Raw genomic sequence first — 21,569 nt, forward strand, 5'->3', positions numbered from 1 at the left:
CAATTTATAAAAGAAGAATCCAAATTGGATTCTTCTTTTATTTTTTCCAAAAGGTACACCTTTTGAAACGATTGATGCTTGCCTCTTCTTATTCAATTTTGAAATGAATTTTTGTAATAGCCCTAGTCTATGGTTTTGTAACATGACAACTTTTATGTGAAAATTTCCTGAAAACATGACATCATCAGCCTAAGGCTATTCTGTTTTTAAATAAATCATTTTTTGTAGGTTACTGGTAATACTCTTGAATAAGGATAATATTTCCGACATTTTTGATGTGAAACAACAGATTCTATAGATGACAATGATAATATTTGATAAAATTAATATAAATATATGTAGAAAAAATATTTCCAGGATAAAAGTCCGATTCAAGTATAGAAAGAGGAGATCAAATGGGTGGTAGCTTAGAGCAACTTAAAGAAGCGTATCATGAAAATAAAATAGTTCCTTTTATCGGAGCAGGAATATCAGTACCTTTCAATATACCGACATGGGGAGATTTAATAAGGGATATCACTGATGAATATGCTAAGGGGAAAATTGAGACAATGCTCCGAAGGGTTCTGGTGCAAAAAATACTCGATAGAAACATAGAGTGTCAATTTCTTTTAAATTGCTAGCTTATGAAGCTAGTCCAAACAATTTATGAATAAATTCTTTTTGATTTTGGACAGACTTTTCCCTTTGGAGAGTCTGTCCTTTTTTGATCATGTGCATAGCCTCTATCCCCGCAATAATTCGTTTAGCAGTTCGCAAGGACTTTAACCCAAGCATCGGGCGAATTCGTTTTTTAATGAAGCGATGATCCTGCTCTACGATATTGTTGAGATATTTCACTTGTCTTAGTTGGATGCCTTCAGGCATCTGCTTTTCTTCTTTTAACTCTTGGATAGCGATGGGATAAGCTGGGTTCTTGTCTACAGTTATTACACGAGGCCTAGAAACGTGCGAAAAAGCCAAGGCTTTCTTAAAAAAGCGCTTGGCTGCTTGTTTATCCCTTGATTCACTTAGATAAAAATCAATGGTATTCCCTTCTGAATCAACGGCACGATACAGATACAGCCATTGACCTTTGACTTTCACATAGGTTTCATCGACTCTCCAGGAATCATTGGTTGACTGAAGATGACGCCGTACTCGTTCATCTAATTCAGGTCCATATTGATGTACCCAACGCATGATGGTTGTATGAGCAATAGATAGTCCGCGTTCTTCCATCATTTCCACCAAATCACGAAAACTGAGGCTGTACCGTAGGTACCATCTCACGGTTAATAAAATAATATCAGGCTGATAATGTTTCCATTTGAATTCTACTGGTTTTTTCATACCGATACACGTCCTTTTTAGTTTAGTAGTATCAGTATGTCCAAGTTTACTAGATTTCTTGCACCAGAACCTTTTTTATTTACACCAGTATAAATAGTTTTCCAATCATACTTAAGACCTTTGTTCTTAAAATCTATTAAATCCATATAATTCTCCTTTTACTTTTTTGGAACTTGATTTGGTTTCCCTGTAACAATACCATTTTCAATAAATCTTCTATGACTTACATTTCCATTTGGTTCAACAATCCACTCAAAGACACCTTAAATCTTCCGTATCTTTGGATTTCCCCATATTACACAACGACTGTATCGCATTTCTATTTGAAATTAGCAAATAAAAATGTGACTGATGACGAAACTATTGTTATCTAATCTATATAATGATTAACATCAAAAAAGAGAGGGAACTAATTATTCACTCTCTTTTTTGATGTTTTGTAGCTTTAAAATAAAGTTCAAATTTTAATATGCCACACTTGTGGCGGTACCCCACATCCATCAACTTAACGTATATTTTTATACAAAATGCGGTCTTTCCACGTAGTTTTTTATTATCTTTTATAGATGTTATAAAAGTAGGCACATCAAATAAACCCTGACGGGTTTCAAATTTTTCGCTATGCTACCTGATGGGCAGAAGTGGTATACTCATACACAACACCTAAAATATCAAAGACTGTTTTTTTCTCATATCTGTGAGATTTTCGTCCGTTTCGCTGTAGGAGGTTAAACAGACGAAGGAGAATCTTTGATAATTCTTGGGTGTTTTTATGTAGTGCTTGATGAAAAAGTAAGAAATAATCTTTAATTATGTAAATCGCTTTATATTCACTTAGTTCTTTCTGTTTCTTACGTAACAGGAGTTCTCTCATTTTAAACATAGTAGAAGAACATAATAGGATACTAATGAGTTGTCCATAAAGGTGGCATTCTAATCGCTCTTGTTTAATAGATTTACAACGATGAATTCGAAACCAAGATTTCCATATTTTAAATAACAGCTCAATTTGCCAACGCAGTGAATATAAATCATAGATTTTCTCTTTCGGTACCCATTCCGTAGGAATGTTTGTCATATATACTGTAATTCCTTGTAAAAGTTTCGTACGCTCTGTATATGTAATCCCTTTTTTCTTTTCACGAATAGCTCGATCATGTAGACGTTTCTGTTTTTGCTCCTCTGTACATCTATAAACCACAATGCGAGTGGGTAGTTTGTCTTTGCTCCCTACATATACATCATGTAATTCATACACTTGGCCAGGTTGTAATTGGTTCATGATGTCTTCCAAATGAATTTGTATATATACCGGTCTCAATTGAGCAGGTTTTGTTTTAAATACCACTGTTTCGAATTCTTTTCTATATATTTTAGTTGGTAATTTAAGACGCGATAAATAATACCCTTCCTTATCTTGGATCGATTTAAAGTCTTGTAAACGAAAATACCCTAAGTCACGAATATATAGTTCATTCTTTTGTGTCATGTCCATTCGAGTCGCCCCATATGCCTGATCACTTCGTTTTCCTGGTTCAATTTTCACATCAGAAAACTCTCCACTCAACAAGTCATACTCTAATTGAATTTTCACACCAGCTGTATGACTACAGCCTCCGGCACCAGGATAAGTAGCTGCGAATCGATCTGGAACTTGAAAGGTTGTAGAATCAAGGATGCGAATCCGCTCAAAGTAAGCAGAAAGAGAATGAGAAATTGTAGATGATCCTCCAATTTTAGCTTGTAGAAGTGTAGTAAATACATTTCGAAAGAAGGCTACAGAAGCCGAGTTAAATCGTCGATTCAGTCCCTCAGGACTTAATAAAATTCCTGTTGAAGTTTCTAATTGACTACAAAGTTGAGTAAGAGAGGTTGTAGCGATTTGTTGATTTAACCATACACACAAAGATAAAAAATGGTGCCCATGGCACTTACGTTTTCGTTTCATTCCACCTGCTTCTATAGCTAATTGATTAAGTGTAGCGGGAGACATATATCGATATAACTCTTCGGCAAATAAAGACAGCTCTTGTTTTTGATGCATATTCATAAAAAGCACGTCACCCTTTCTCATTAACATAAGAGAATAGTAACGTGCTTTTATGTTTAAGAATAGTCTAAATCCTTAAGTTGATGGATGTGTGGCGGTACCCCAAGGTGTCAATAGGATATGTAAATATGCATATTGTATTTATTGGGGTTTTTTGTATGTTAAAATTAAATATAGGGATTTATATATATAATGAACCACAAGTAGGAATATCCAATGAATTTTGAGAGGTGTTACATGTTTAAAAATAAGAAAGTAATTCGATTTTGTCTAACATTATTTGTATGTTTATCTGTAATTGATTTTACAATCGGTTATTTTCAAACATATCTTGAATCAGCAGCAGATATTAAATGGGTAATACCAGAGATTTGGAAAACTATTTTGATAGATGTTCCTGAAAGCATACTTGTTATTTTAGGTGCAATAGCTTTATATGATTTCACAAAAGAGACATCGCCAAAAGACGCATCAATCTAAATGCGTCTTTTTTCAATTTTCTTCAATTAGCAGTGACGAGTGATTCGCGCTTTTAAAAAAGTATTTTCTGAGAATTATATAGCCCTGATAACTATTCTGGCACCTGCATTCCTACTTGTTGATTATAATAACCTAAAATTTATGGACTATTTTTATATTGCGACAGTAATAATGGTTTTATTATCATTTTTATATAATGTAACAATGAATTATCGCCATGAAAAACTTAAGAAAGTACTTATGGAACGAAAAAAAGAAAGAATACTTCTCGAGGAAAGATAAAATATAAGCTCAATATTTTAATGGGGTGTATAAATTGAGTAATGAACGTGAAGCGATTATGGTCATTGATGTAAGTGACATCTATACTGCAAAAGAATTACATTTACTTTTTAAAGAGAAGCTTGAGTTTCCTGACTTTTACGGGGAAAATTGGGATGCCTTTTGGGATTGTATTACAGGATTTGTGTTCCCTTTGCCAAACAAGATGATTTTTAACGGATGGTCAAAGTTAGAAAAAAGGTTACCAAGAGATACAAAAATAATGAAAGAGTGCCTTTTTGATTGTAATGAAGCGCATAGAAAGAAGCCGGAATGGAAAAGTGAATTCTTATTTAATTAAATAACAGGAAATATATATGATGTGACTAAGAATCTTAATATAGAATAAGAAGCCCTAATAGGGGCTTTTTTATTTGCAGGAATTTCTTAACCATCATTGAATACTCTCACTAGGAGGTGTTGTGACGCTATGACGGACGAAATTGTTTATTCTGCTAGTGAAGTATATAAAAGGCTAGAAATAAGTGATAGCACCCTAAGAAAGTACATGGAAGTATTATTACGCGAGGGATTTTCTGTAAAGAAGGATAATCGTGGCAGACGCCAATACACAGACAGTGACATTATGGTTATTGAGAAATTAATCGAGCTTAGTAAGCATGACGGTATGACGTTGGAAAAGGCAGCGAAGATGATTGCGCAGCAAATAGAAAAAGTGAATCCGGATCTAATTAAAGAAGAACCTGAAGATAAGAGTTTAATCCCATTCCACATTCAAGAACAGCTCCAGCAACAGTACAGCGTTATGGCGCAAGAAATGAATCAGAGTATAGTATCAATGGAAAAGCGACTAAGTGAACAGGCAAAGCAAAGTAACGAGGAAATTAAAGCGAGCATAGAGCAACATAATGAACGAGTGGAAAAACGATTGGAAGCGCGAGACGAGACGCTTATGAAGACACTACGTGAGATGCAGGAAGCGAAGAAATTAATGCAGGAATACCGTGAAGAGGTCGCTGCTGCAAAAGAGAAGAAAAAGCCGTGGTGGAAGTTCTGGTGAGGTTCCAAAACAAACTACGCATAAGTAGAAAAGTAGACATTTCTACTTTTCTACTCTGATGAAAGATACATATATCTTTAGTTACATAATGAGGCACTGACGGCAAAACGCGGATTTTATTTGCTAAGAAATTTATAAAAATTTCAGATGAATCTTAGCATCTTAAATAATCTTTAAAATCTCCATTTTTGAGAGTTTAATAGTAAGAATAGTCTCACTATTAAACTCTTATTTATGTTAATATTATACAAAACGATACCAAAAAAAGGGAGAAGGAGGGGAGAATTATATATGGTTATTATTCAAGCAATAATAAAAATTATATTTAAGATTGTTGGTCTTTTATTAATAATTTTGGGACAAGGTTTAATATTACTTGCAGCAATTTCGGGATTTTTAGTGAATATTATTACTGGATTTTTATTTCTTTTGGCAATTATATTTACTTTTTCAGAGGCAAGTTTAGTACAAAAAGTGTTTGTTTGGGGTATGGCTATAATTGTTGGGGCAATTGCAACTAATATTTATACAATACCTGAACGGTTGGTAAATACAGGAACATATTTAATGGATTATGAATTTTAATTATCCATTTCAAAATTTAGGGATACCTAAATAGAATATTTGCGATAAACTATATATTTATTTTAGGTGTTACTCACTTTCTGCATTTTGCGGTCAGTACCCGATAATGAAAAAAGAAGTACCCCTAATTAGAAACAGGGATACTTCTTTTTATATTTCAATCAGTAATTTAAATTTCATTTTCTGCTCTGCAGTTAATTCATTTTCTACATAATGATTTATGAGTAAATCAATTATTTCGTGTTGGTAATTTTCATTAGTGCTTCAAGTTCTTCTTTTGATTGATTAGAAATTTTAATACTTCCTTGTTGGTTTTTAAACTTACCGATAACGAGAATTATGTAAATGAGCTAGTGGTGGTTCGGGTAAGGGCTTTGTACCGTATAGAAGAGAGGTAGGAGTATTTTTCCTGCTTATAATAAAAAGATACATTTATCTTAAGATACAAAGATAAAAAGATAAAAAGATACATAATAAAAAGCACCCCTAATGAAGGGATACTTCTATTATTTTATAGTTCCGTTAGCAATTTGAATTTTCTTTTCTGCTCCGAAGTTAATTCGTTTTCTACATAACTTTCTATAAGTAAATCAATTATTTCGTGAGCATATTTGGTATTTGTAAGTTTATTTAAAGCTTCAAGTTCTTCTTTGGATTGACTAGAAATTTTAATACTACCCTGTTGGTTTTTGAAATTCTTTTTCTATGGTGTTTGTAATTTCTTTTCTGTATTCGAACCCAAGTTGTCAGCAATAGGTGTAACTGTTACTACAAATGAATTAGTCTGATTCTCCACAGGTACCACTCCTATTTGGGGTACAGCCGAGATACGTGTAAAAATAGGTCATAGCGATACATTTTTTCCCAGACGTTATTTTTCAAACACAACACGTAACAAAAACGTTCGTTTTTGTTACGTGTTGTGTTTGAAAATATGAAATATCCCAATCGTTGAACTAGCTGTAACAAAATACTGTATCAAAAATAATTCGTAACATTATTAGTAAAACAGCTTTTTGTTACACCGAAATCTGATAATGGAAATAAAATATAGCCCATAACTCAAAATTACATTCATCTTGACTGAACCCTTTTTCATTTGTATTCGACATAATATTACGATATGAAATTTTTTATTTGTTATAATATTAGGGATAATTTACTTAAAGGAGTAGACAGAAGAAAGTGTTAAAAAATTCATGTATCGCAATTGGAGCAAATATTATATTTTGCATAGCTTTATATACTTATAATGTTTATATGTATGAAATTATTTATCCCGTACCTGGAAGATTTTCCACAGAAGATACTATTCGTGATCTTACATATATCTTTTTTGCATTTATCATTCCACTAACTATCGGCATTGTTTTTTCAATTAGGGCCTTACGTAAAGAAAAATACCTAAAGAAATTATTAGTTCCAAATTTAGTTTTTTCCTTAGTATTTTTAACATTTGCTGGTGGTATTTTTATTCTATTTTCTTTATGTGAATTATATTTGCTAACACTCTGACAAGCTACTGGCAACGTGGTAAGAGGACCATTTTGGCCTGATTTATATTTTTTAACAAAATATAAATCTATATAATTATAAAATTTCCTATTCCACTAATGTAGTTTATAAACCATATAAGGAGTAGAGAGATGAAAAGATTAAACAATACAACTTTTTGGATTGCCGTAGGAGCAAATTTCATATTTTGTATAGCTTTGTATATTTATTTTGCTTATCATTATGAACTTATTTATATTCACCCTGGTGAACCATATTTAGATACTGGACGTGATCTTACATATATAATTTATGCCTTAATGCTCCCATTAGTTAGCGCCATTATTTCTTCAACTAGGGCATTGAAAAAAAATAAAGATTACGCAAAATTTTTGGTTCCTAATATACACTTTTCCGTAATATTTTTGATATTCACTACCGCCTGGTTTCTTTTTATGTGTATTTATGGTTAAGCGCTACATGTCTTAACATTGCCCCTTTTTATTTTCTTTCGGCAAAATAGACGAAACGATATTTATAAGTTCAATAAATCACTCCTGGAAATAAAAGTAAGCCTATGGCCTATTTTTACACGTATCTCGGTCGAACCCCTTTTTGTTTTGGGGTATTTACTTTTCTTAGCTTGATAGCGATGTGGCGAGACCCCAGGACTAACTTAAAAAGCAGTAGCCTGAAATTAATTTCGGGTTACTGCTTTTTAACTATATTCAAAAAATAATTAACTCAACCTTTTATCTTCATGGCTTTAATATCTTTTCCAATCTTACTCGTTTAATAAAATCATCTAATGCCTCTTCTTCATTACCATAATGAGCAATTGAGGTTTCTACAATACTCGCTCTCTCATCAGTTGCACAAACAACCCACTTATTATCCTCTTTATAAATTAGAACCTCATCCGGATCCACATCTTTTTCATGAAACCAGTTATAGTATTTTAATCCTTCTTCTGATAGGATTCGTTTTGCCTCATCTCTTGTCATATTAAAATTATCCCCCTTATTTTATTTGTTTCAATCCTTCTAATTGTTCGACTGTTAAAGGAAGTTGTATTTGTGTTCCCCCTTTTATTGTCCCAAAACCTGGAGCTATCTCTCCAATTTGTGCTTTTAATTTGCTATAATCACCACAATAGTACTAGCATCTACCTATGCTTTTAGTGTAGGGGCACTACAATTATCAATATAGGTTTTTATATTCGAGAAATCACCTACAACCTCATATTGATGGTATTTGCTCACATCTTCCAAATACTACTCAAATATAAATATAGGATGTTAGGTAAGAATCCCACATTCTTCTTCATTTACCTATGCGTATACTTTAAATCAAAGAATCAAGGAAAGGCCTGGTTAAAAGAAAAAAGGTTAACACCTCACCATAAAAGTTCTACTGAAATTGAGTTAATTCCAACAGATTTACATGCTAATATACCACATATAGGTTCAGCATCAGATTTAAGAGGAGGAAAATAAAATGAACAAAATAATAAAGCAAGTATTAAATGAAATAATTGATTCGGAAATGGTAGTATCAAAAAAAGAAGATGCATATAAGTCAATCGAAACAATTGAACGAATATATGGTGTAGATTTACCATTAGACTACAAAGAGTTTTTGCTTGAATATGGAGGGTGTTTTATTAAGGATAATAGAATGTACCAGCCAATTGAAGTTACCCCTGTAACTCCCAAGGATGGTTTTGACTCGATAGGTGGCTTTTATGGTATTACTAGTGATGCCTATGAAATTGAATCAATCTTTCAAACTTATAAGGATATTTTAGGAAGTAGTGTAATGCCTATTGCAGATGCAGACGGGGGAGATTTAATATGTATAGGCTTAAAAGACAAATACAGGGGTAAAATTTATTATTGGTATCATGAAGGTGAAACAATAAACGAAGATGGAAAAGAATATTATTATCTTATAGCAAACTCTTTTGAAGAATTTATTTTAAAATTTTCAATTCATGAAAGAAAAAAAAGTGTAAATTTAGATGACATCGAACTCTTTTTAGACGAAGATTTATTAAAAGATTAAATAGTATCCCATAGATAAACGATAGCGACAAACTTTATTCAAAGTTCTTTAGGGATGTAACGCTAAAAGAATTAAAAAAGTAAAAGTGTATAAGAAAAAGCCCCCACCACCGCCAAGTAGAGAAGAGCTTTTCCAGGTAAACTACGATAAAAGAAGTCGCGAAGTATTATATTAACGCTTAGTGTCCTTACATAACCCTCTGTAAACCTATTAGATAAAATCAGATATTGATTATTTGGGAAACTAACAGTTATTTTAAGTTGAATGATCTGAATTCCCGTAAATAACTGTAAAATAATAAAATTTTTGTTTTGGGGGTATTTGCTTTTCTTAGCTTGATGGACATGTGGCGATACCCCAAATTGCAATTGTCTTGAGGTTTTTGCACCAGAACCGGTCTATCTATAATACTTGATACACCTTTCTTGAAAAGGGATTCTATCATCGAGCAGCACTTCTTCTTGCAGCAATTTTGTTATAGTCTCTATTTTTACAATGAATAGTGCGAAGAAGTCGCCCGAATTTGGATATGTAAATAGTCCATACCCCTTTGGTGACAGTATTTTGTTGGCCTCCTTAATCTTTTCAGGTAAAAATTCATAATTAAATGCTTCTAATTTCTCGAGTTCTTCTTGTGTTGCTAATTCAATTTGGTGGGCAAATTCGTAATCAAGAATAAAATTGACAATTTCTTGGTATTGCTCACCTTTATAGTCAACGTATAAAAACTGTTTCGTCGTCAATCCATATTTTAATAGGACTTCATGTAAGTCATAACTTCCTTGTTCCTTCAAAAACGTTTCCAAATCCTTGCTATCAGGAAATATAATCTGTGCTATCCCTTTATCCGGCATATTAGCTTCCTCCCTTTTATTGAAATAATTCTCCATGCTTGTTAGGAATATATTCTGGGTAGTTTTTACGATAAAATTGATCGATCATCTGAAGCACGGGATCCCACTCAGGGTATGGCTCACGTTCTCTAAATACCATTTTTGCTTCTGGAGTATTCATCAGAAAATTATCGAATTGAGTAGGTACTGGCAACCCTAGTTGTTTCCTTACATGGATCAAGAATAAGATTTCAAAAGGATAAAATCCGTATCCGAAATCGCCAAATTCACCTAGCTGTCCGATTTCAGAAGCTAATGCAGAATGATACTGTGACATTATCGAAATTAGATGTTCTATTTCTTCTAAATCACCAGTCGACCAACGTTCCAGCACTTCATCATAAATATTCAGGTCTTCAGGGATTGAGCCGCATCGCAGTTCAGCTTCCTTAAACTTATTTTTCACAGCTAGATGCAATTTTTTATTCGTTCCCATGATGGTTTTATTTCTATACTGCAAGTACAGCTCTAGCAAAAACCAAATATGTCTATCCTCTTCATTGGCATCTATTAAATGTTCACCGAAGTGATGAGTCATAAAATCATATAATATATTTTCTTCTTTCTCCCATCCATACATTGCAAAATGAACTAATGTGAGGACGACTTCTCTAAACGTATATCCCAAGATCATTCCTGGATACCTGCTTGTATAGAGATCCTGTCCCATGCACTGGTAAAATAAAACCTTCTGCATGTTCTTTAATCCTTCTGCATTGTTTCCACCGCTGATCAATACATCGTTTTTCCATAATGACAAGTGATATGAGGAAATTTTGCTTAGATTTATTAATAGTATGTGATCTTTATCTGTTTCATTTTGCTCAACGATTTTCTCAATCTTTCTTCTACTGACATTATATTTATCTTTCACATCTTCAAATTTGATTCCATCCACAAAATTTTTGCTATATCTTTTAAAAGCCATTTCTAACTTTTTTTGGTTCATCATTGTATCCTCCCATTTGTATGTTTTCTAATTTCTGTTTCTAAACATAAGTGAGACCCCAGTTTCAACCACTCTTATTTTAACTCAAATGTAAATTATAGTAACTTATTAAATTCACTTTTCTTAATTATTCAGCCTTTTACCTTAAAAAACCGAATGTAAACTAATACCCATTAGTTTACTTTCAAATTCACTTAAGGTACACATTTTCTCGTTTCAAAAACCTCATGTTTAAAAAGGTATACCTTTTTAAACGGTTGAAGAACATCTATGAAACATTGAAACATCAAGTTTATAAAGGTAAATGGAATTCTTTTATAAACGTTTATTTTTAGTGAATACCTTTATAAACGTAAGTGGTATAATTGTGGTAAAAAATGTAAGGAGAGTCTCAAACGTGGCAAATATTTATGGATATATACGTGTAAGTACAAAAGATCAAAATGAACAACGTCAATTACATAAGATGATGGAACGAGGAGTGGAAGCTCGGCGTATTTTTGTCGATAAAGCAAGTGGACGACATTTTGATCGCCCTCAGTATCAATTATTACGAAAAATATTAAGTAAAGGTGATATGGTTTATATAGATGCTTTAGATCGTATGGGACGTAATTATGATGAAGTAATTTCAGAGTGGAAATACATAACAAGAGAATTACAAGCTGATATTGTTGTTTTAGAAAATGAAACTTTATTCGATAGCCGTAAGTTTCGTGAAATGGGTGACATGGGTCGGTTGATGGAAGATCAATTTTTATCTTTGCTTTCCTATGTTGCAGATCAAGAGCGTAAAAAGATTCATCAGCGACAAGCGGAAGGGATTGCTGTAGCCAAATCACAAGGAAAACATTTAGGTCGTCCTCAATGCAACCTTTCAACATTAAATCAAAAGCAACTACTTATAATAGAAGAAACGTATCCTGAGTGGAAAAATAGAGAAATAACTGGGGTTCAATTTATGGCACTGTTAGAACTGAAGAAAAATACTTTTTATAAAATAATCAAGGAATATGAAAGTACACTGAATCCAAACCAGCTATGAGCTGGTTCTTTTTTTATTCCAGTAGATTATTAAGTGTATATAGCCCTTTCAATATAAAAAAGAATGCTCTAACGTACAGGGAATTAGTTAAAATGCTTCTAAATTGTGTCTAAACGTATAATTTTTTTTTGATAGGGTGACCTCGTACAAACATAGAAAAACCCACCTTTCTATACACATATACTTTATGTTGATGTGTGAGTGAGGCCCCTTTTTGTAGATGAAAATGCAGATAAAATGCATTTTATCTGCATTTTATCTTTACATAAAACATGTATCATATAAGCGTACCTAAAAGGTATGACAGAATTTATAGATGGTTAACCAATCAGAATTTTATCAATATACCGTATGCATTGTTATATTTATAGGAGTTTTATAACAATCACGATATTATTTTTACTTTAACCAAGTCTATTAATTGTAAACATATTAACCAAAAACAACTTGATCAAGAGAGGTTTTTTTTTATGGAAAAAAATAATTATATAACCTAACTAATATTTATATGGTTTTTATCAGTTTATTTTTTATTAAATTCAAAATCAAAATTCCAGAAAAAATTAGAATCATGGACCCAGGACAAGGAGGCAATGATCCCGGATCTATTGGATTAAATGAAACCAGAGAAAAAGAGCTATAAACACTCGAAAACACCTCGAGAGAAAAGGAATGACTGTGATTTTAACGCGTGAAGATAATACGTTAGTACCATTAAAAAATTGCTTAGCTATTTCTCAAAATAAATCAACTAATCTCTTTTTTAGTAGTCATTATGATGGTTCCATAACTAATGATGTAAAAAGAGTAATAACCTGCTATTACAAGAACAAACATTGGCAGAAACGATACACTAACATTTATTCAAACATATACAGGCAATAAATAGGGGTGTAAAATCTGGCGATTACAATTGTATTACATGAAAATCTAAAACTAAAAGTTACTAGAAAGGACATACTAAAATGTTTACAAAAGGAATAAAAATAACGGCGATTATATCCCTAGTTGCTTGTATCACACTAGGAATTTTTATGTTTCAATTCTTCACTTCACCTGCCAAAGGGGTAATGAACCAAGAAAATAGTGTTCAACTGGCAAGTGGGCAAACAAAAGGGGAAATGAAAAAAACAGCACCAGATCAATACAATGGTCACGTTCGTAAAGTAGCATACTTAACATTTGATGATGGACCAAGTCAATTTCAAAAAGAAATCTTAGATATTTTAAAGCGTAATAATATAAAAGGAACTTTCTTTATGATTGGTGGAAATATCCCAGCTCATAAAGAAAGCGTAAAACGCTTAGTAAATGAAGGTCACTATCCAGGTGTTCATAGTATGACACACTCTAATAAAAAGCTGTATACCCAAGGCGAATTTGTTGAAGAAATGCAACAAGCTCAAAATATTATGAAAGAAGTAACTGGAATTCATCCAAATCTTGTTCGTTGTCCATATGGGAGTATGCCCGGACTTACACAGGCATTAAGAGACAAAATGGTAAATGTCGGCATGAAAGAGTGGGATTGGACAATAGATTCTTCAGATTGGCGGCTCTCAGGAAATCCAGATGCTGTTGTTCAAAAAACAATTTCTCAGGTTAAGGAAAATCGCGAAGTAATTTTAATGCATGAAAAACCACAGACAGTACAGGCGTTGCAAAGAATTATTGATGATCTTCGTAGTAAAGGTTATGAGTTTGAAGTATATGATGAAGCTTCTCATTTCCCATTAAATTTTTGGAAGGATAATCGCATCTAAGTAGGAGGAATTGCAGATGATATATAGAAACCTTGCATTTATTACAGTTTTATCAGTAACTTTGCTGTCAGGCTGTTTAGGAGCAAAATCAGAAGAGAAATTATATGTAGCATTTGAAAGTGCTACAAAACAAGAAAAGACACTATCCGAAGATACAAAAAAATTAGCAACATTAGAAAAGCAAGGACTAGAGTTATACAATCAAATTACACTTGAAGGAAAAGAAAATAATCAAGTAGTGAAGGAAAAGATAGATCAGGCTGTAACAAACATACATGATCGTGAAAAGATATTAGAGAAAGAGAAAAACACCTTAGAAAGTGCACAAAATGAAGTGAAGTCTGTTAATAACTATATAAAGAAATTAGAAGATAAGGAATTACAAGAACAGGCTAAAAAAGTTCAAGATATGTATAAAAAACGTGCTGAATCTTTCAAGAAATTGCATGATGACTATAAAAAATCATTACAATCAGAACAAGAACTGTACAAAATGCTACAAGCAAAAGATGAAAAACTTAAATCAATTCATGAGAAAGTAAAAACGATCAATCAGTCTTATGAACAAATTCATTCAGATCAGGATAAATTTAATACATATACGAATGAGTATAATCAGAACAAATTAACCTTTTATAAACAAGCAAATATTAAAATTAAAGAAATTTAAAAATAAAATGATTGTAAAAAGCGAAGTGTATTTCTCGGGGGAGTTTTTTTACAGTCCGAATCTTAAAAGCCAAATTGTTCTTGATAATCAAGAACAAATTGGCTTTTTTATTCAGTAGTCATTTTAATTAGATTTAGGATATGAAGTAGTAGAAGCAATAGATGCGAAGGAAGCATTGTCCTTATTTGAAGAAAAGAAATTTCATTTAGTTATTTTTGATATCATGTACCACAAGTAGCTGATTGGTTTGTTTATCGACGAATCTAATACATAAGGTCTCAAATGTTCCTATCATTACGTTGACGGCTCGCGTTGATAAGGCTGATACGTTACTTGGATTTGTAGTAAGGAGTTAGATAATTACGCAACATAACCTTATATTCCTCCATTTTTACTAGCAAGAACGAAACAACTATTCGACAGTCGCACCTTTTTTTAAAAATTATGCAATTCATATATTATCTAGTACTTGTATTCATGTACAGTTCCTATTACCTATAGCCACACTAGAAGGAAAAGACATTAGCTTGACTCATACTGAATTACATACTTAATGCTAAGTTAAGGTGTGTTCATTACGTGAGAGCAATTAATTACAAAATTATGTAGCTATGAATTAGTTGGGGATGATTGTATAGTAAATAGTCATATTAGTAAATTGCAAAACAAATGGAGAGATAAATCTAAAAGGATTATAATCATTATTCGAACGGGTTGTAAATTGGAGGATACAGTATGAAAAGAGGAATTGTATTAAAATTATTTATGTTAACAACAGTGTTATGTATGTTGATCCTGGCAACCATTTTTGTTGGACAAACAATATTCTTTAAACAATTTTATGCGAATAAAAAAGTGGATGATATCAAAACAAACATGAGATCTTTTGAAACAGATTATTTAAATAGTAGAGGAAATTCACAAGTAATCCAAAAGTTAGAGCAAGATTTCTATCGAGAGCATAATACATGGATTACAACATTAGATAGTAATGGGAATTTAAAGACTGCAAATGATTTTTATATAGAAGTAAAATTAGATCAGTCTAAAAATAAAGAAAGTCAATTCGCTAACTCAACAATTACCATACCACTGTATAATTTCAAGGTTGAGGACAATCATACGAGGAATATTTCAAATGAAATATTCCCTTTGGGAGAAACAGTTACTTTGCATGGGATAGAAAAAAACGCTGCATTTATTCCATATCTTTTATTCTTCAAAACGAAAACTCCTAATTTGATAAATGTGTCAATAGATAAAAAACGCAATGAAATTATGGACAAACTTAAATATAAGTATAGATTTGAAAAAGAGGAATCTGAATATAGAAAAGAATATGACAAAGAATTACCTAGAAAAATTATGGAAGGAAAAATTACAAAGGTTCAACTTTTAGATGAGAAGGAACAATCGAATTTTGTTTATACAAATAACTTATTTATGGAAAGGATACAAGAGTTTCAGGCAGACTTATTGCTAAATGAAAAGAATGCTAGCTATGATTCGTTACAGGAAATCGATTATGAGCAGAATGATATTAAATATAAGCTCATAATTAAACCGATAAAGGATAAAAGTGGTGTAATCACATACATTTTTTCAATGACTTCGTTGCAGCCAGTTGATGAAGCTGTACAAATGATAAAAGAGTATTATGTCTATATTATTATGTTTGTGTTGCTTCTTATTTTTATAGCTTCTTTTTACTATTCAAAAAAGATTGCAAGGCCCTTATTACAAATAAACAAGACAACCAAGAAAATTGCAAACTTAGATTTCTCGGAAAGGGTTCCAGTCATGTCAAAAGATGAAATTGGTGATTTATCTCAAAATATTAATTTACTTTCAAATACATTACATTCACATATTGAGCAGTTACAGCGAGACATAGAGAAAGAAAAACAATTGGAACATACAAGAAAAGAATTTATTTCAGGAGTCTCGCATGAATTAAAGACACCTCTAAGTATTATGAAAAGTTGTATTTCTATTTTAAAAGATGGTGTTGCAAGTCATAAGAAAGAGTATTACTTTAAGGCAATGGAAAAAGAAGTAGATAAGATGGATATGTTGATTGTGGATATGCTTGAGTTGGCAAAATTTGAATCTGGTACGTATAAAATGCAGATGGATGTTTTTTATATTGACCAAGCCATTCAGCATATCTGTGAACAATTATCTATGGAGATAACAAAAAAGCAATTAAATATTCACACACATCTTTCTGCAATTGAAGTCATCGCAAATCATCGTCGTATGGAACAAGTAATCACAAACTTTATCACGAATGCTATTCGTTACACGCCAGAAAAAGAAAATATTATTATTTCTACAATAGATGAGCCAAGTCGCATAAAAGTTTGTATCGAAAATAAAGGTGCCCATATTGAAGAAGATCAATTAGATAAGATTTGGGATCGTTTTTACCGGGTTGATACAGCTCGTCAACGCTCACAAGGTGGAACAGGTCTTGGACTTGCCATTTCAAAAAATATTTTAGAACTTCATGGAGCTGAGTATGGGGTGCATAATACAGTTGATGGCGTGTTGTTTTATTTTTATTTACAGAAAAAATTGTAGAACGGAGGTTCTACAATTTTTTCATTTATTCTGATGGTATCTTTACCTTTTCCTTAACATAAAGAGAATAGGTTCATTTGTGTCTAAATGTACAAAATTCCCGAAATAATATGGTGAGTTCTGGTGCAAAAAACGAATCCTCTTGCAAGTAATCTCCTAAACTTGGATATACTGATACTAGTACTTTATAAAAGAACAGATTGATTTACGGTACCAGTCTGTCCAAAATCAAAAAGAATTCACCCATCAATTGTTTGGATTTGTAGCATAAGATACAAGTCCGTTAGGAATATATGCATTTTATTCTTTTTTGCACAAAAATCCTTACTACTTCCACGGTGTTTCTGTTTTATGCTCAATAACCTGTAATACTATAGGCTCAATATCCTTTAACATTTCTTCCTTTGAACGGTTGCTTTTAGGAGTTTCTCCATTTTGTTCACCTTCAATTTGTACGTCAATTTGTGTGTTTGAAATCACATCAATCACTTGTTGTTTAGAAACGTTTTTATCTGCTGCAATCTCTACAACAGTTTTACCTTTAGCTAATTCTTGTTTTAATTCTGTTGCGCTAATTTTTAATAAAGAAAATAGTTTTGCATCGTTTAAATAGAAATCAGCAGTATAATCAGGCTTCCCATTTGTAGAAAATAAACCTTCTACTTTAATATTTGGCGGTGTAGGTTCTCCTTGTAATACTGATTCAATTTCTTCAGAAGTTGGTGCTTTTATTGTTTTTTCTACCGAAACATTTTCAGTCGAGGCTTTTGTTGTTACTGAATCATTTTTTTCTTTTTGAGCTGCATAGGTACTACCAGCTCCTACTAATAATGCTGTTGAAATACCTAGTGTCGTTAATAATTTCGCATTAAATTTTGCCATATTATTTCCTCTTTTCCTTGTTTTAATATGTGTTACAAGTACAAATATAATTGGATCCTGTAAAGATGAGATGCAGATGATATAAAACTGAAATGGATTTTTCGCCACAAATCGTATATCTAGTAGGGGTAAGGCAACATGCCCATCAAACTAATATTTTGAAGTAACTCTAAAACGAAAATTTTATCTTTCTATCGTTATTTATAACAACACGGCTCATTTTTTTCGTTTTAGGGAACAATCCATTTTTTAAGTTGATAGCAATGGGTCACCATATTATTTCGGGAAAACTGTACGTTTAGACACGATTTGGACACATTTTAGCCGGTTCCCTGTATGTTAAGAAAACAACAATTCATTAACGGTGCTCGGATCAAATGCGAAAATCGTATATTATCAAGACCTAAATCCCCAAAAAAACTTAAAATAAAAGGCCCTACATATTATATATAACTAATATGTTAGGACCTTTTATTTTTGGTAATGAATTTTGAAACTGGATTTAAACAGTATTTTTCTCTATTTGGTTAGAAATAAATAAAGTCCTATAAACGGTCGTTTATGGGTTATGTGCTGAACATAACATCTTTATAATTTAACGTTATATTAATCCAATAAATAGATAAACGGCAGTTCCCCAGATAAACAGGGCGGAGCATTTGTTGAATATGTTCATTAAACCTCCATTACCATCTATCTTCTTCATGACTGTACCTGCGAGCGTTAATCCAAAGAACCAAATCCAAGATACTGTAATACATGTGATTGTAAAAATAACCTGTTCCGTTCCAACATATTTTAATGCACTTGTTCCAATAACACCAACTATATCTAAGAGGGCATGAGGGTTTAATAAAGAAACCGATAAAGCAAAGATGATTTGTTGACGGATTGGTAATGCTTTATTCGTTTCATTTGTATTTGGCTCAGACCTCCAAATAACATATCCCATGTAAAGTAAAAACAAAATTCCAGCAATCATTAGGCTAAGTCGTAGCCATTCAAATTGTAAAACGATAGTAGATAGACCAAAAACGGCTAAAAGAATTAAAAATGTATCACATAGTGCAGCTGTAACAGCCGCCGGAAGTGCTCGAATTAGTTTTGACTGTGTGGCTCCTTGTGAAAATACAAATACATTCTGTACCCCTAAAGGTAAAATGAGTCCGAATGCTAAGATTATTCCATGAACAATGGCTTCCATATAATCAACTCCCTTTCAATTACTATCGTACTATGATAAAACTAAAAGAAAACAACCAATTGGATGGTTTTTTATCCACCCAATTTAGGAGGGAATTAGATGAAATGGAAACCAAATCGTCATTCTCATTTGACCGTTCAAGAGCAAATTGTAGATTGGATAAAGTCTCATATTGAGCGAGGTGATTGGACTGTTGGCACAAAAATTCCAACACAGCGCCAACTTGCAACGCAATTTAATGTGAACCGAAGTACTGTGCAACTTGCACTTGATGAATTAAAGGCGGATGGTTTGCTCGAATCTAAAGTGGGATCAGGGATATTTGTGGCCAATAATTCGTGGAATGTGCTTTTGAACAGATCTCAACCAAATTGGCAGCAACACATTGAATCGAGTATTCACAAACCAAACTACCATACGATTCAACTAATCAACGAATATGAGCAAATGGATCATATCATCCGTCTTGGAACAGGTGAATTATCACCAGAATTACTTCCAACGAAACAAATTGAACAGTCGTTAAAAAAGATTTCACTTGAATCAAAGGCAATTGGCTATTCATCACCACAAGGAAGTGAAAAGCTTCGGGGAATTTTATGTAATTATTTAAAAAAACGTGGTATTCAAACAGCACCGGAGAACATTTTAATTGTTTCAGGTGCACTTCAAGCACTTCAATTAATTGCAGTTGGATTATTAGAAGAAGGATCCATTGTCTTCCAAGAACAACCTTCGTATTTAAATTCTGTGCATCCCTTTCAATCCACTGGAATGCGTATGATTTCAGTTTTACGAGACGCACATTTGACAGACAATTTGCGGGCACTCAAAAGAAAAAGACAATCTTTATTTTACTGTGTGCCAACATTACACAATCCGACAGGATATAATTGGTCGGTGAAAGAAAAGAAAAATCTATACAATACATGCAAAGAGCTACAAATCCCGATTATTGAAGATGATGTGTATCACGAACTGTTATTTGAATCATCTTCTCCTGCCATAAAGTCATTTGATACATCAGGGCAAGTTCTTTATATCGGTAGTGTATCCAAAACGCTAAGTCCTGGATTACGGATCGGTTGGGTTGTTGCACCTTCACCTGTAATTGGGCGATTAGCTGATATTAAAATGCAAACAGATTATGGCTCAAGTGCCTTTTCTCAAGAAATCGTCGCACACTGGATATCATCCGGTTTATACGAAAAGCATCTGATCACACTTCGTAAACAATTGAAAAGAAGGGCTACATTTGTAGAAGAAATATTGGAACAGCAATTTCAAAAAATCGCTACGTGGAAAAAGTCTGAGGGTGGTTTTTATATATGGATCAGGTTTCATGAACCTATTGTAAATAAGGTGCTATTTCTAAAGTTACTTAAACAAAATGTTTTGATCAATCCAGGTTATATATATGAACCAAGCGATTTACGTCATATTCGTCTTTCTTATTCCTATGCATCATTGGAAGAATTAAAAAAAGGATTAAATATTTTACTAGAACTAAGCCGACCTTAATTCTTATCTTAAATGCATTGAATACTCTATTTGTGTATTTCCCTAAAAAGGGTATGGAAACGATTCGAGGAATGAAGTGCCACTCTGGGGTTTTATTACAAATAATAAAAGAGTAGAAGTAAATTCTACTCTTTAAAAAATGGAGTTCACAATGGAACTTTGTACTATTGAATTAGCTTATTGGTGATGATTTCCTCTCTATTGTATTTATGTAAATATTTATCAATATTATATTATTAATATACACGCTATAACATAAGTAATTCTTTTTATTATTTATATTTTTGTTATTTCCTGTTGCAGAATCCTTATTATAAGGATTCCTTTTTTTGTATCTAAAATTTACAAATAAAAAAAGATAAGATCGGCGAATACGATCTTATCTTAAGCATAAGGGAAAAACAAGTGACACAAACCATCTTAATTTTTATGATATTATATTTTTTATTAATTTTCGATATAAAACCCATATTTAACATCTATATCAATATTGAGAAATTTATTACAAAATTAGCTATAAATGATTCAAAATCCGAAAGTAAACTTTTATCCGAAAGTAAACTTTTATCCAAAAGTTTACTTTCAAATAGATTTTTAAAATTATGCCTGTTTAAGAATAGGGGAAACAAAATATATGTAAGAGCAAGATTCTAATTTAATTAGATTTATCTTACAAAAATGTAATTTTTAAATTTATTAGAAAAATTATATA

Annotated in this window: 21 protein-coding genes and 4 pseudogenes; 17 read left to right on the forward strand and 8 right to left on the reverse strand. The window is 32.2% G+C overall.

What is annotated here, in order from left to right:
- Positions 1-395 precede the first annotated feature (395 nt).
- Complete coding sequence (locus EXW56_RS26800; protein WP_215558697.1) at positions 396-623, forward strand: hypothetical protein; 228 nt, start codon at positions 396-398, stop codon at positions 621-623.
- 1 nt (position 624) lies between these two features.
- On the opposite strand, the gene EXW56_RS26805 is transcribed toward EXW56_RS26800, so the two are convergent.
- Positions 625-1,332, reverse strand: a complete 708-nt coding sequence (locus EXW56_RS26805) for an IS6 family transposase (RefSeq protein ID WP_215558690.1) — start codon at positions 1,330-1,332, stop codon at positions 625-627.
- A 260-nt stretch (positions 1,333-1,592) separates the two neighbouring features.
- On the opposite strand from EXW56_RS26805, the pseudogene EXW56_RS28165 reads away from it, so the two are divergent.
- Positions 1,593-1,706: pseudogene (locus EXW56_RS28165) on the forward strand (DUF975 family protein); the annotation flags it as partial.
- Positions 1,707-1,951: 245 nt separating this feature from the next.
- Here EXW56_RS28165 and EXW56_RS26810 read toward each other — a convergent pair.
- Positions 1,952-3,382, reverse strand: coding sequence for an IS4-like element ISBce2 family transposase (locus EXW56_RS26810; RefSeq protein WP_215558698.1), 1,431 nt, complete (start codon positions 3,380-3,382; stop codon positions 1,952-1,954).
- 216 nt (positions 3,383-3,598) lie between these two features.
- Here EXW56_RS26810 and EXW56_RS26815 point away from each other — a divergent pair, with 216 nt between their 5' ends.
- The 4 genes from EXW56_RS26815 to EXW56_RS26830 all read left to right on the forward strand — a co-directional run bounded on the left by EXW56_RS26815 (position 3,599) and on the right by EXW56_RS26830 (position 5,789).
- Complete coding sequence (locus EXW56_RS26815; RefSeq protein ID WP_215558699.1) at positions 3,599-3,862, forward strand: DUF3937 family protein; 264 nt, start codon at positions 3,599-3,601, stop codon at positions 3,860-3,862.
- Positions 3,863-4,178: 316 nt separating this feature from the next.
- A complete protein-coding gene (locus EXW56_RS26820; RefSeq protein WP_215558700.1) occupies positions 4,179-4,484 on the forward strand; it encodes a barstar family protein in 306 nt (101 codons plus the stop codon).
- A gap of 129 nt (positions 4,485-4,613) precedes the next feature.
- A complete protein-coding gene (locus tag EXW56_RS26825; protein ID WP_215558701.1) occupies positions 4,614-5,204 on the forward strand; it encodes a DUF3967 domain-containing protein in 591 nt (196 codons plus the stop codon).
- 291 nt (positions 5,205-5,495) lie between these two features.
- Positions 5,496-5,789, forward strand: coding sequence for a hypothetical protein (locus EXW56_RS26830; protein ID WP_215558702.1), 294 nt, complete (start codon positions 5,496-5,498; stop codon positions 5,787-5,789).
- 511 nt (positions 5,790-6,300) lie between these two features.
- Here EXW56_RS26830 and EXW56_RS26835 read toward each other — a convergent pair.
- A pseudogene (locus EXW56_RS26835) lies at positions 6,301-6,543 on the reverse strand (hypothetical protein).
- Positions 6,544-6,974: 431 nt separating this feature from the next.
- Between EXW56_RS26835 and EXW56_RS26840 the strand changes: the two are divergent.
- Both EXW56_RS26840 and EXW56_RS26845 read left to right on the forward strand, forming a co-directional pair.
- A complete protein-coding gene (locus EXW56_RS26840; protein ID WP_215558703.1) occupies positions 6,975-7,304 on the forward strand; it encodes a hypothetical protein in 330 nt (109 codons plus the stop codon).
- 131 nt (positions 7,305-7,435) lie between these two features.
- Complete coding sequence (locus EXW56_RS26845; protein ID WP_215558704.1) at positions 7,436-7,756, forward strand: hypothetical protein; 321 nt, start codon at positions 7,436-7,438, stop codon at positions 7,754-7,756.
- Between the two features lie 285 nt (positions 7,757-8,041).
- Here the strand turns inward: EXW56_RS26845 and EXW56_RS26850 are convergent, their stop codons facing one another.
- The gene (locus tag EXW56_RS26850; RefSeq protein ID WP_002203318.1) at positions 8,042-8,287 is read right to left on the reverse strand and encodes an Imm59 family immunity protein; all 246 of its coding nucleotides are present in this window, start codon (positions 8,285-8,287) and stop codon (positions 8,042-8,044) included.
- 291 nt (positions 8,288-8,578) lie between these two features.
- Between EXW56_RS26850 and EXW56_RS28030 the strand changes: the two genes are divergently transcribed.
- The gene (locus EXW56_RS28030; protein ID WP_353737118.1) at positions 8,579-8,779 is read left to right on the forward strand and encodes an HNH endonuclease family protein; all 201 of its coding nucleotides are present in this window, start codon (positions 8,579-8,581) and stop codon (positions 8,777-8,779) included.
- A 1-nt stretch (position 8,780) separates the two neighbouring features.
- On the forward strand, positions 8,781-9,347 hold the full coding sequence (locus EXW56_RS26855; protein ID WP_215558705.1) for an SMI1/KNR4 family protein: 567 nt from the start codon (positions 8,781-8,783) through the stop codon (positions 9,345-9,347).
- Between the two features lie 398 nt (positions 9,348-9,745).
- Here EXW56_RS26855 and EXW56_RS26860 read toward each other — a convergent pair whose 3' ends face one another.
- Both EXW56_RS26860 and EXW56_RS26865 read right to left on the reverse strand, forming a co-directional pair.
- Complete coding sequence (locus tag EXW56_RS26860) at positions 9,746-10,201, reverse strand: DUF6630 family protein (protein ID WP_215558706.1); 456 nt, start codon at positions 10,199-10,201, stop codon at positions 9,746-9,748.
- Between the two features lie 16 nt (positions 10,202-10,217).
- Positions 10,218-11,192 (reverse strand): hypothetical protein, encoded by a 975-nt coding sequence (locus EXW56_RS26865; protein WP_215558707.1) that lies wholly within the window; start codon positions 11,190-11,192, stop codon positions 10,218-10,220.
- 394 nt (positions 11,193-11,586) lie between these two features.
- On the opposite strand from EXW56_RS26865, the gene EXW56_RS26870 reads away from it, so the two are divergent.
- The 6 genes and pseudogenes from EXW56_RS26870 to EXW56_RS26895 all read left to right on the forward strand — a co-directional run.
- Positions 11,587-12,234, forward strand: a complete 648-nt coding sequence (locus EXW56_RS26870; protein WP_215558708.1) for a recombinase family protein — start codon at positions 11,587-11,589, stop codon at positions 12,232-12,234.
- 672 nt (positions 12,235-12,906) lie between these two features.
- Entirely contained in the window at positions 12,907-13,119 is a 213-nt protein-coding gene (locus EXW56_RS27800) for an N-acetylmuramoyl-L-alanine amidase (RefSeq protein ID WP_252188367.1), read from the forward strand.
- Positions 13,120-13,199: 80 nt separating this feature from the next.
- The gene (locus EXW56_RS26880) at positions 13,200-13,997 is read left to right on the forward strand and encodes a peptidoglycan-N-acetylglucosamine deacetylase (RefSeq protein WP_215558709.1); all 798 of its coding nucleotides are present in this window, start codon (positions 13,200-13,202) and stop codon (positions 13,995-13,997) included.
- 16 nt (positions 13,998-14,013) lie between these two features.
- Complete coding sequence (locus EXW56_RS26885) at positions 14,014-14,667, forward strand: YkyA family protein (RefSeq protein ID WP_215558710.1); 654 nt, start codon at positions 14,014-14,016, stop codon at positions 14,665-14,667.
- Positions 14,668-15,402: 735 nt separating this feature from the next.
- Positions 15,403-17,250 (forward strand): sensor histidine kinase, encoded by a 1,848-nt coding sequence (locus tag EXW56_RS26890; protein ID WP_215558711.1) that lies wholly within the window; start codon positions 15,403-15,405, stop codon positions 17,248-17,250.
- 190 nt (positions 17,251-17,440) lie between these two features.
- Positions 17,441-17,521 (forward strand): annotated as a pseudogene (locus EXW56_RS26895) (IS6 family transposase); the annotation flags it as partial.
- A gap of 56 nt (positions 17,522-17,577) precedes the next feature.
- Here EXW56_RS26895 and EXW56_RS26900 read toward each other — a convergent pair.
- Together EXW56_RS26900 and EXW56_RS26905 are read right to left on the reverse strand one after the other, a co-directional pair.
- Positions 17,578-17,952 (reverse strand): annotated as a pseudogene (locus tag EXW56_RS26900) (hypothetical protein); the annotation flags it as partial.
- Between the two features lie 781 nt (positions 17,953-18,733).
- A complete protein-coding gene (locus EXW56_RS26905) occupies positions 18,734-19,336 on the reverse strand; it encodes a LysE/ArgO family amino acid transporter (RefSeq protein WP_215558712.1) in 603 nt (200 codons plus the stop codon).
- Between the two features lie 99 nt (positions 19,337-19,435).
- Between EXW56_RS26905 and EXW56_RS26910 the strand changes: the two genes are divergently transcribed.
- A complete protein-coding gene (locus tag EXW56_RS26910) occupies positions 19,436-20,857 on the forward strand; it encodes an aminotransferase-like domain-containing protein (RefSeq protein ID WP_215558713.1) in 1,422 nt (473 codons plus the stop codon).
- The last annotated feature ends 712 nt before the right edge of the window (positions 20,858-21,569 follow it).

This window comes from Bacillus mycoides (assembly GCF_018742245.1).
Classification (GTDB): Bacteria; Bacillota; Bacilli; order Bacillales; family Bacillaceae_G; genus Bacillus_A; species Bacillus_A cereus_U.

Excerpts from the sequence above, each read along its gene's own strand:
- EXW56_RS26805 (WP_215558690.1), bottom strand. The coding sequence starts at position 1,332 with ATGAAAAAACCAGTAGAATTCAAATGGAAACATTATCAGCCTGATATT.
- EXW56_RS26855 (WP_215558705.1), top strand. The coding sequence starts at position 8,781 with ATGAACAAAATAATAAAGCAAGTATTAAATGAAATAATTGATTCGGAA.
- EXW56_RS27800 (WP_252188367.1), top strand. The coding sequence starts at position 12,907 with ATGACTGTGATTTTAACGCGTGAAGATAATACGTTAGTACCATTAAAA.
- EXW56_RS26905 (WP_215558712.1), bottom strand. The coding sequence starts at position 19,336 with ATGGAAGCCATTGTTCATGGAATAATCTTAGCATTCGGACTCATTTTA.
- EXW56_RS26890 (WP_215558711.1), top strand. The coding sequence starts at position 15,403 with ATGAAAAGAGGAATTGTATTAAAATTATTTATGTTAACAACAGTGTTA.
- EXW56_RS26825 (WP_215558701.1), top strand. The coding sequence starts at position 4,614 with ATGACGGACGAAATTGTTTATTCTGCTAGTGAAGTATATAAAAGGCTA.
- EXW56_RS26800 (WP_215558697.1), top strand. The coding sequence starts at position 396 with ATGGGTGGTAGCTTAGAGCAACTTAAAGAAGCGTATCATGAAAATAAA.
- EXW56_RS26810 (WP_215558698.1), bottom strand. The coding sequence starts at position 3,382 with ATGAATATGCATCAAAAACAAGAGCTGTCTTTATTTGCCGAAGAGTTA.
- EXW56_RS26850 (WP_002203318.1), bottom strand. The coding sequence starts at position 8,287 with ATGACAAGAGATGAGGCAAAACGAATCCTATCAGAAGAAGGATTAAAA.
- EXW56_RS26865 (WP_215558707.1), bottom strand. The coding sequence starts at position 11,192 with ATGATGAACCAAAAAAAGTTAGAAATGGCTTTTAAAAGATATAGCAAA.
- EXW56_RS26845 (WP_215558704.1), top strand. The coding sequence starts at position 7,436 with ATGAAAAGATTAAACAATACAACTTTTTGGATTGCCGTAGGAGCAAAT.
- EXW56_RS26815 (WP_215558699.1), top strand. The coding sequence starts at position 3,599 with ATGAATTTTGAGAGGTGTTACATGTTTAAAAATAAGAAAGTAATTCGA.
- EXW56_RS26910 (WP_215558713.1), top strand. The coding sequence starts at position 19,436 with ATGAAATGGAAACCAAATCGTCATTCTCATTTGACCGTTCAAGAGCAA.
- EXW56_RS26885 (WP_215558710.1), top strand. The coding sequence starts at position 14,014 with ATGATATATAGAAACCTTGCATTTATTACAGTTTTATCAGTAACTTTG.
- EXW56_RS26860 (WP_215558706.1), bottom strand. The coding sequence starts at position 10,201 with ATGCCGGATAAAGGGATAGCACAGATTATATTTCCTGATAGCAAGGAT.
- EXW56_RS26830 (WP_215558702.1), top strand. The coding sequence starts at position 5,496 with ATGGTTATTATTCAAGCAATAATAAAAATTATATTTAAGATTGTTGGT.
- EXW56_RS28030 (WP_353737118.1), top strand. The coding sequence starts at position 8,579 with ATGTTAGGTAAGAATCCCACATTCTTCTTCATTTACCTATGCGTATAC.
- EXW56_RS26880 (WP_215558709.1), top strand. The coding sequence starts at position 13,200 with ATGTTTACAAAAGGAATAAAAATAACGGCGATTATATCCCTAGTTGCT.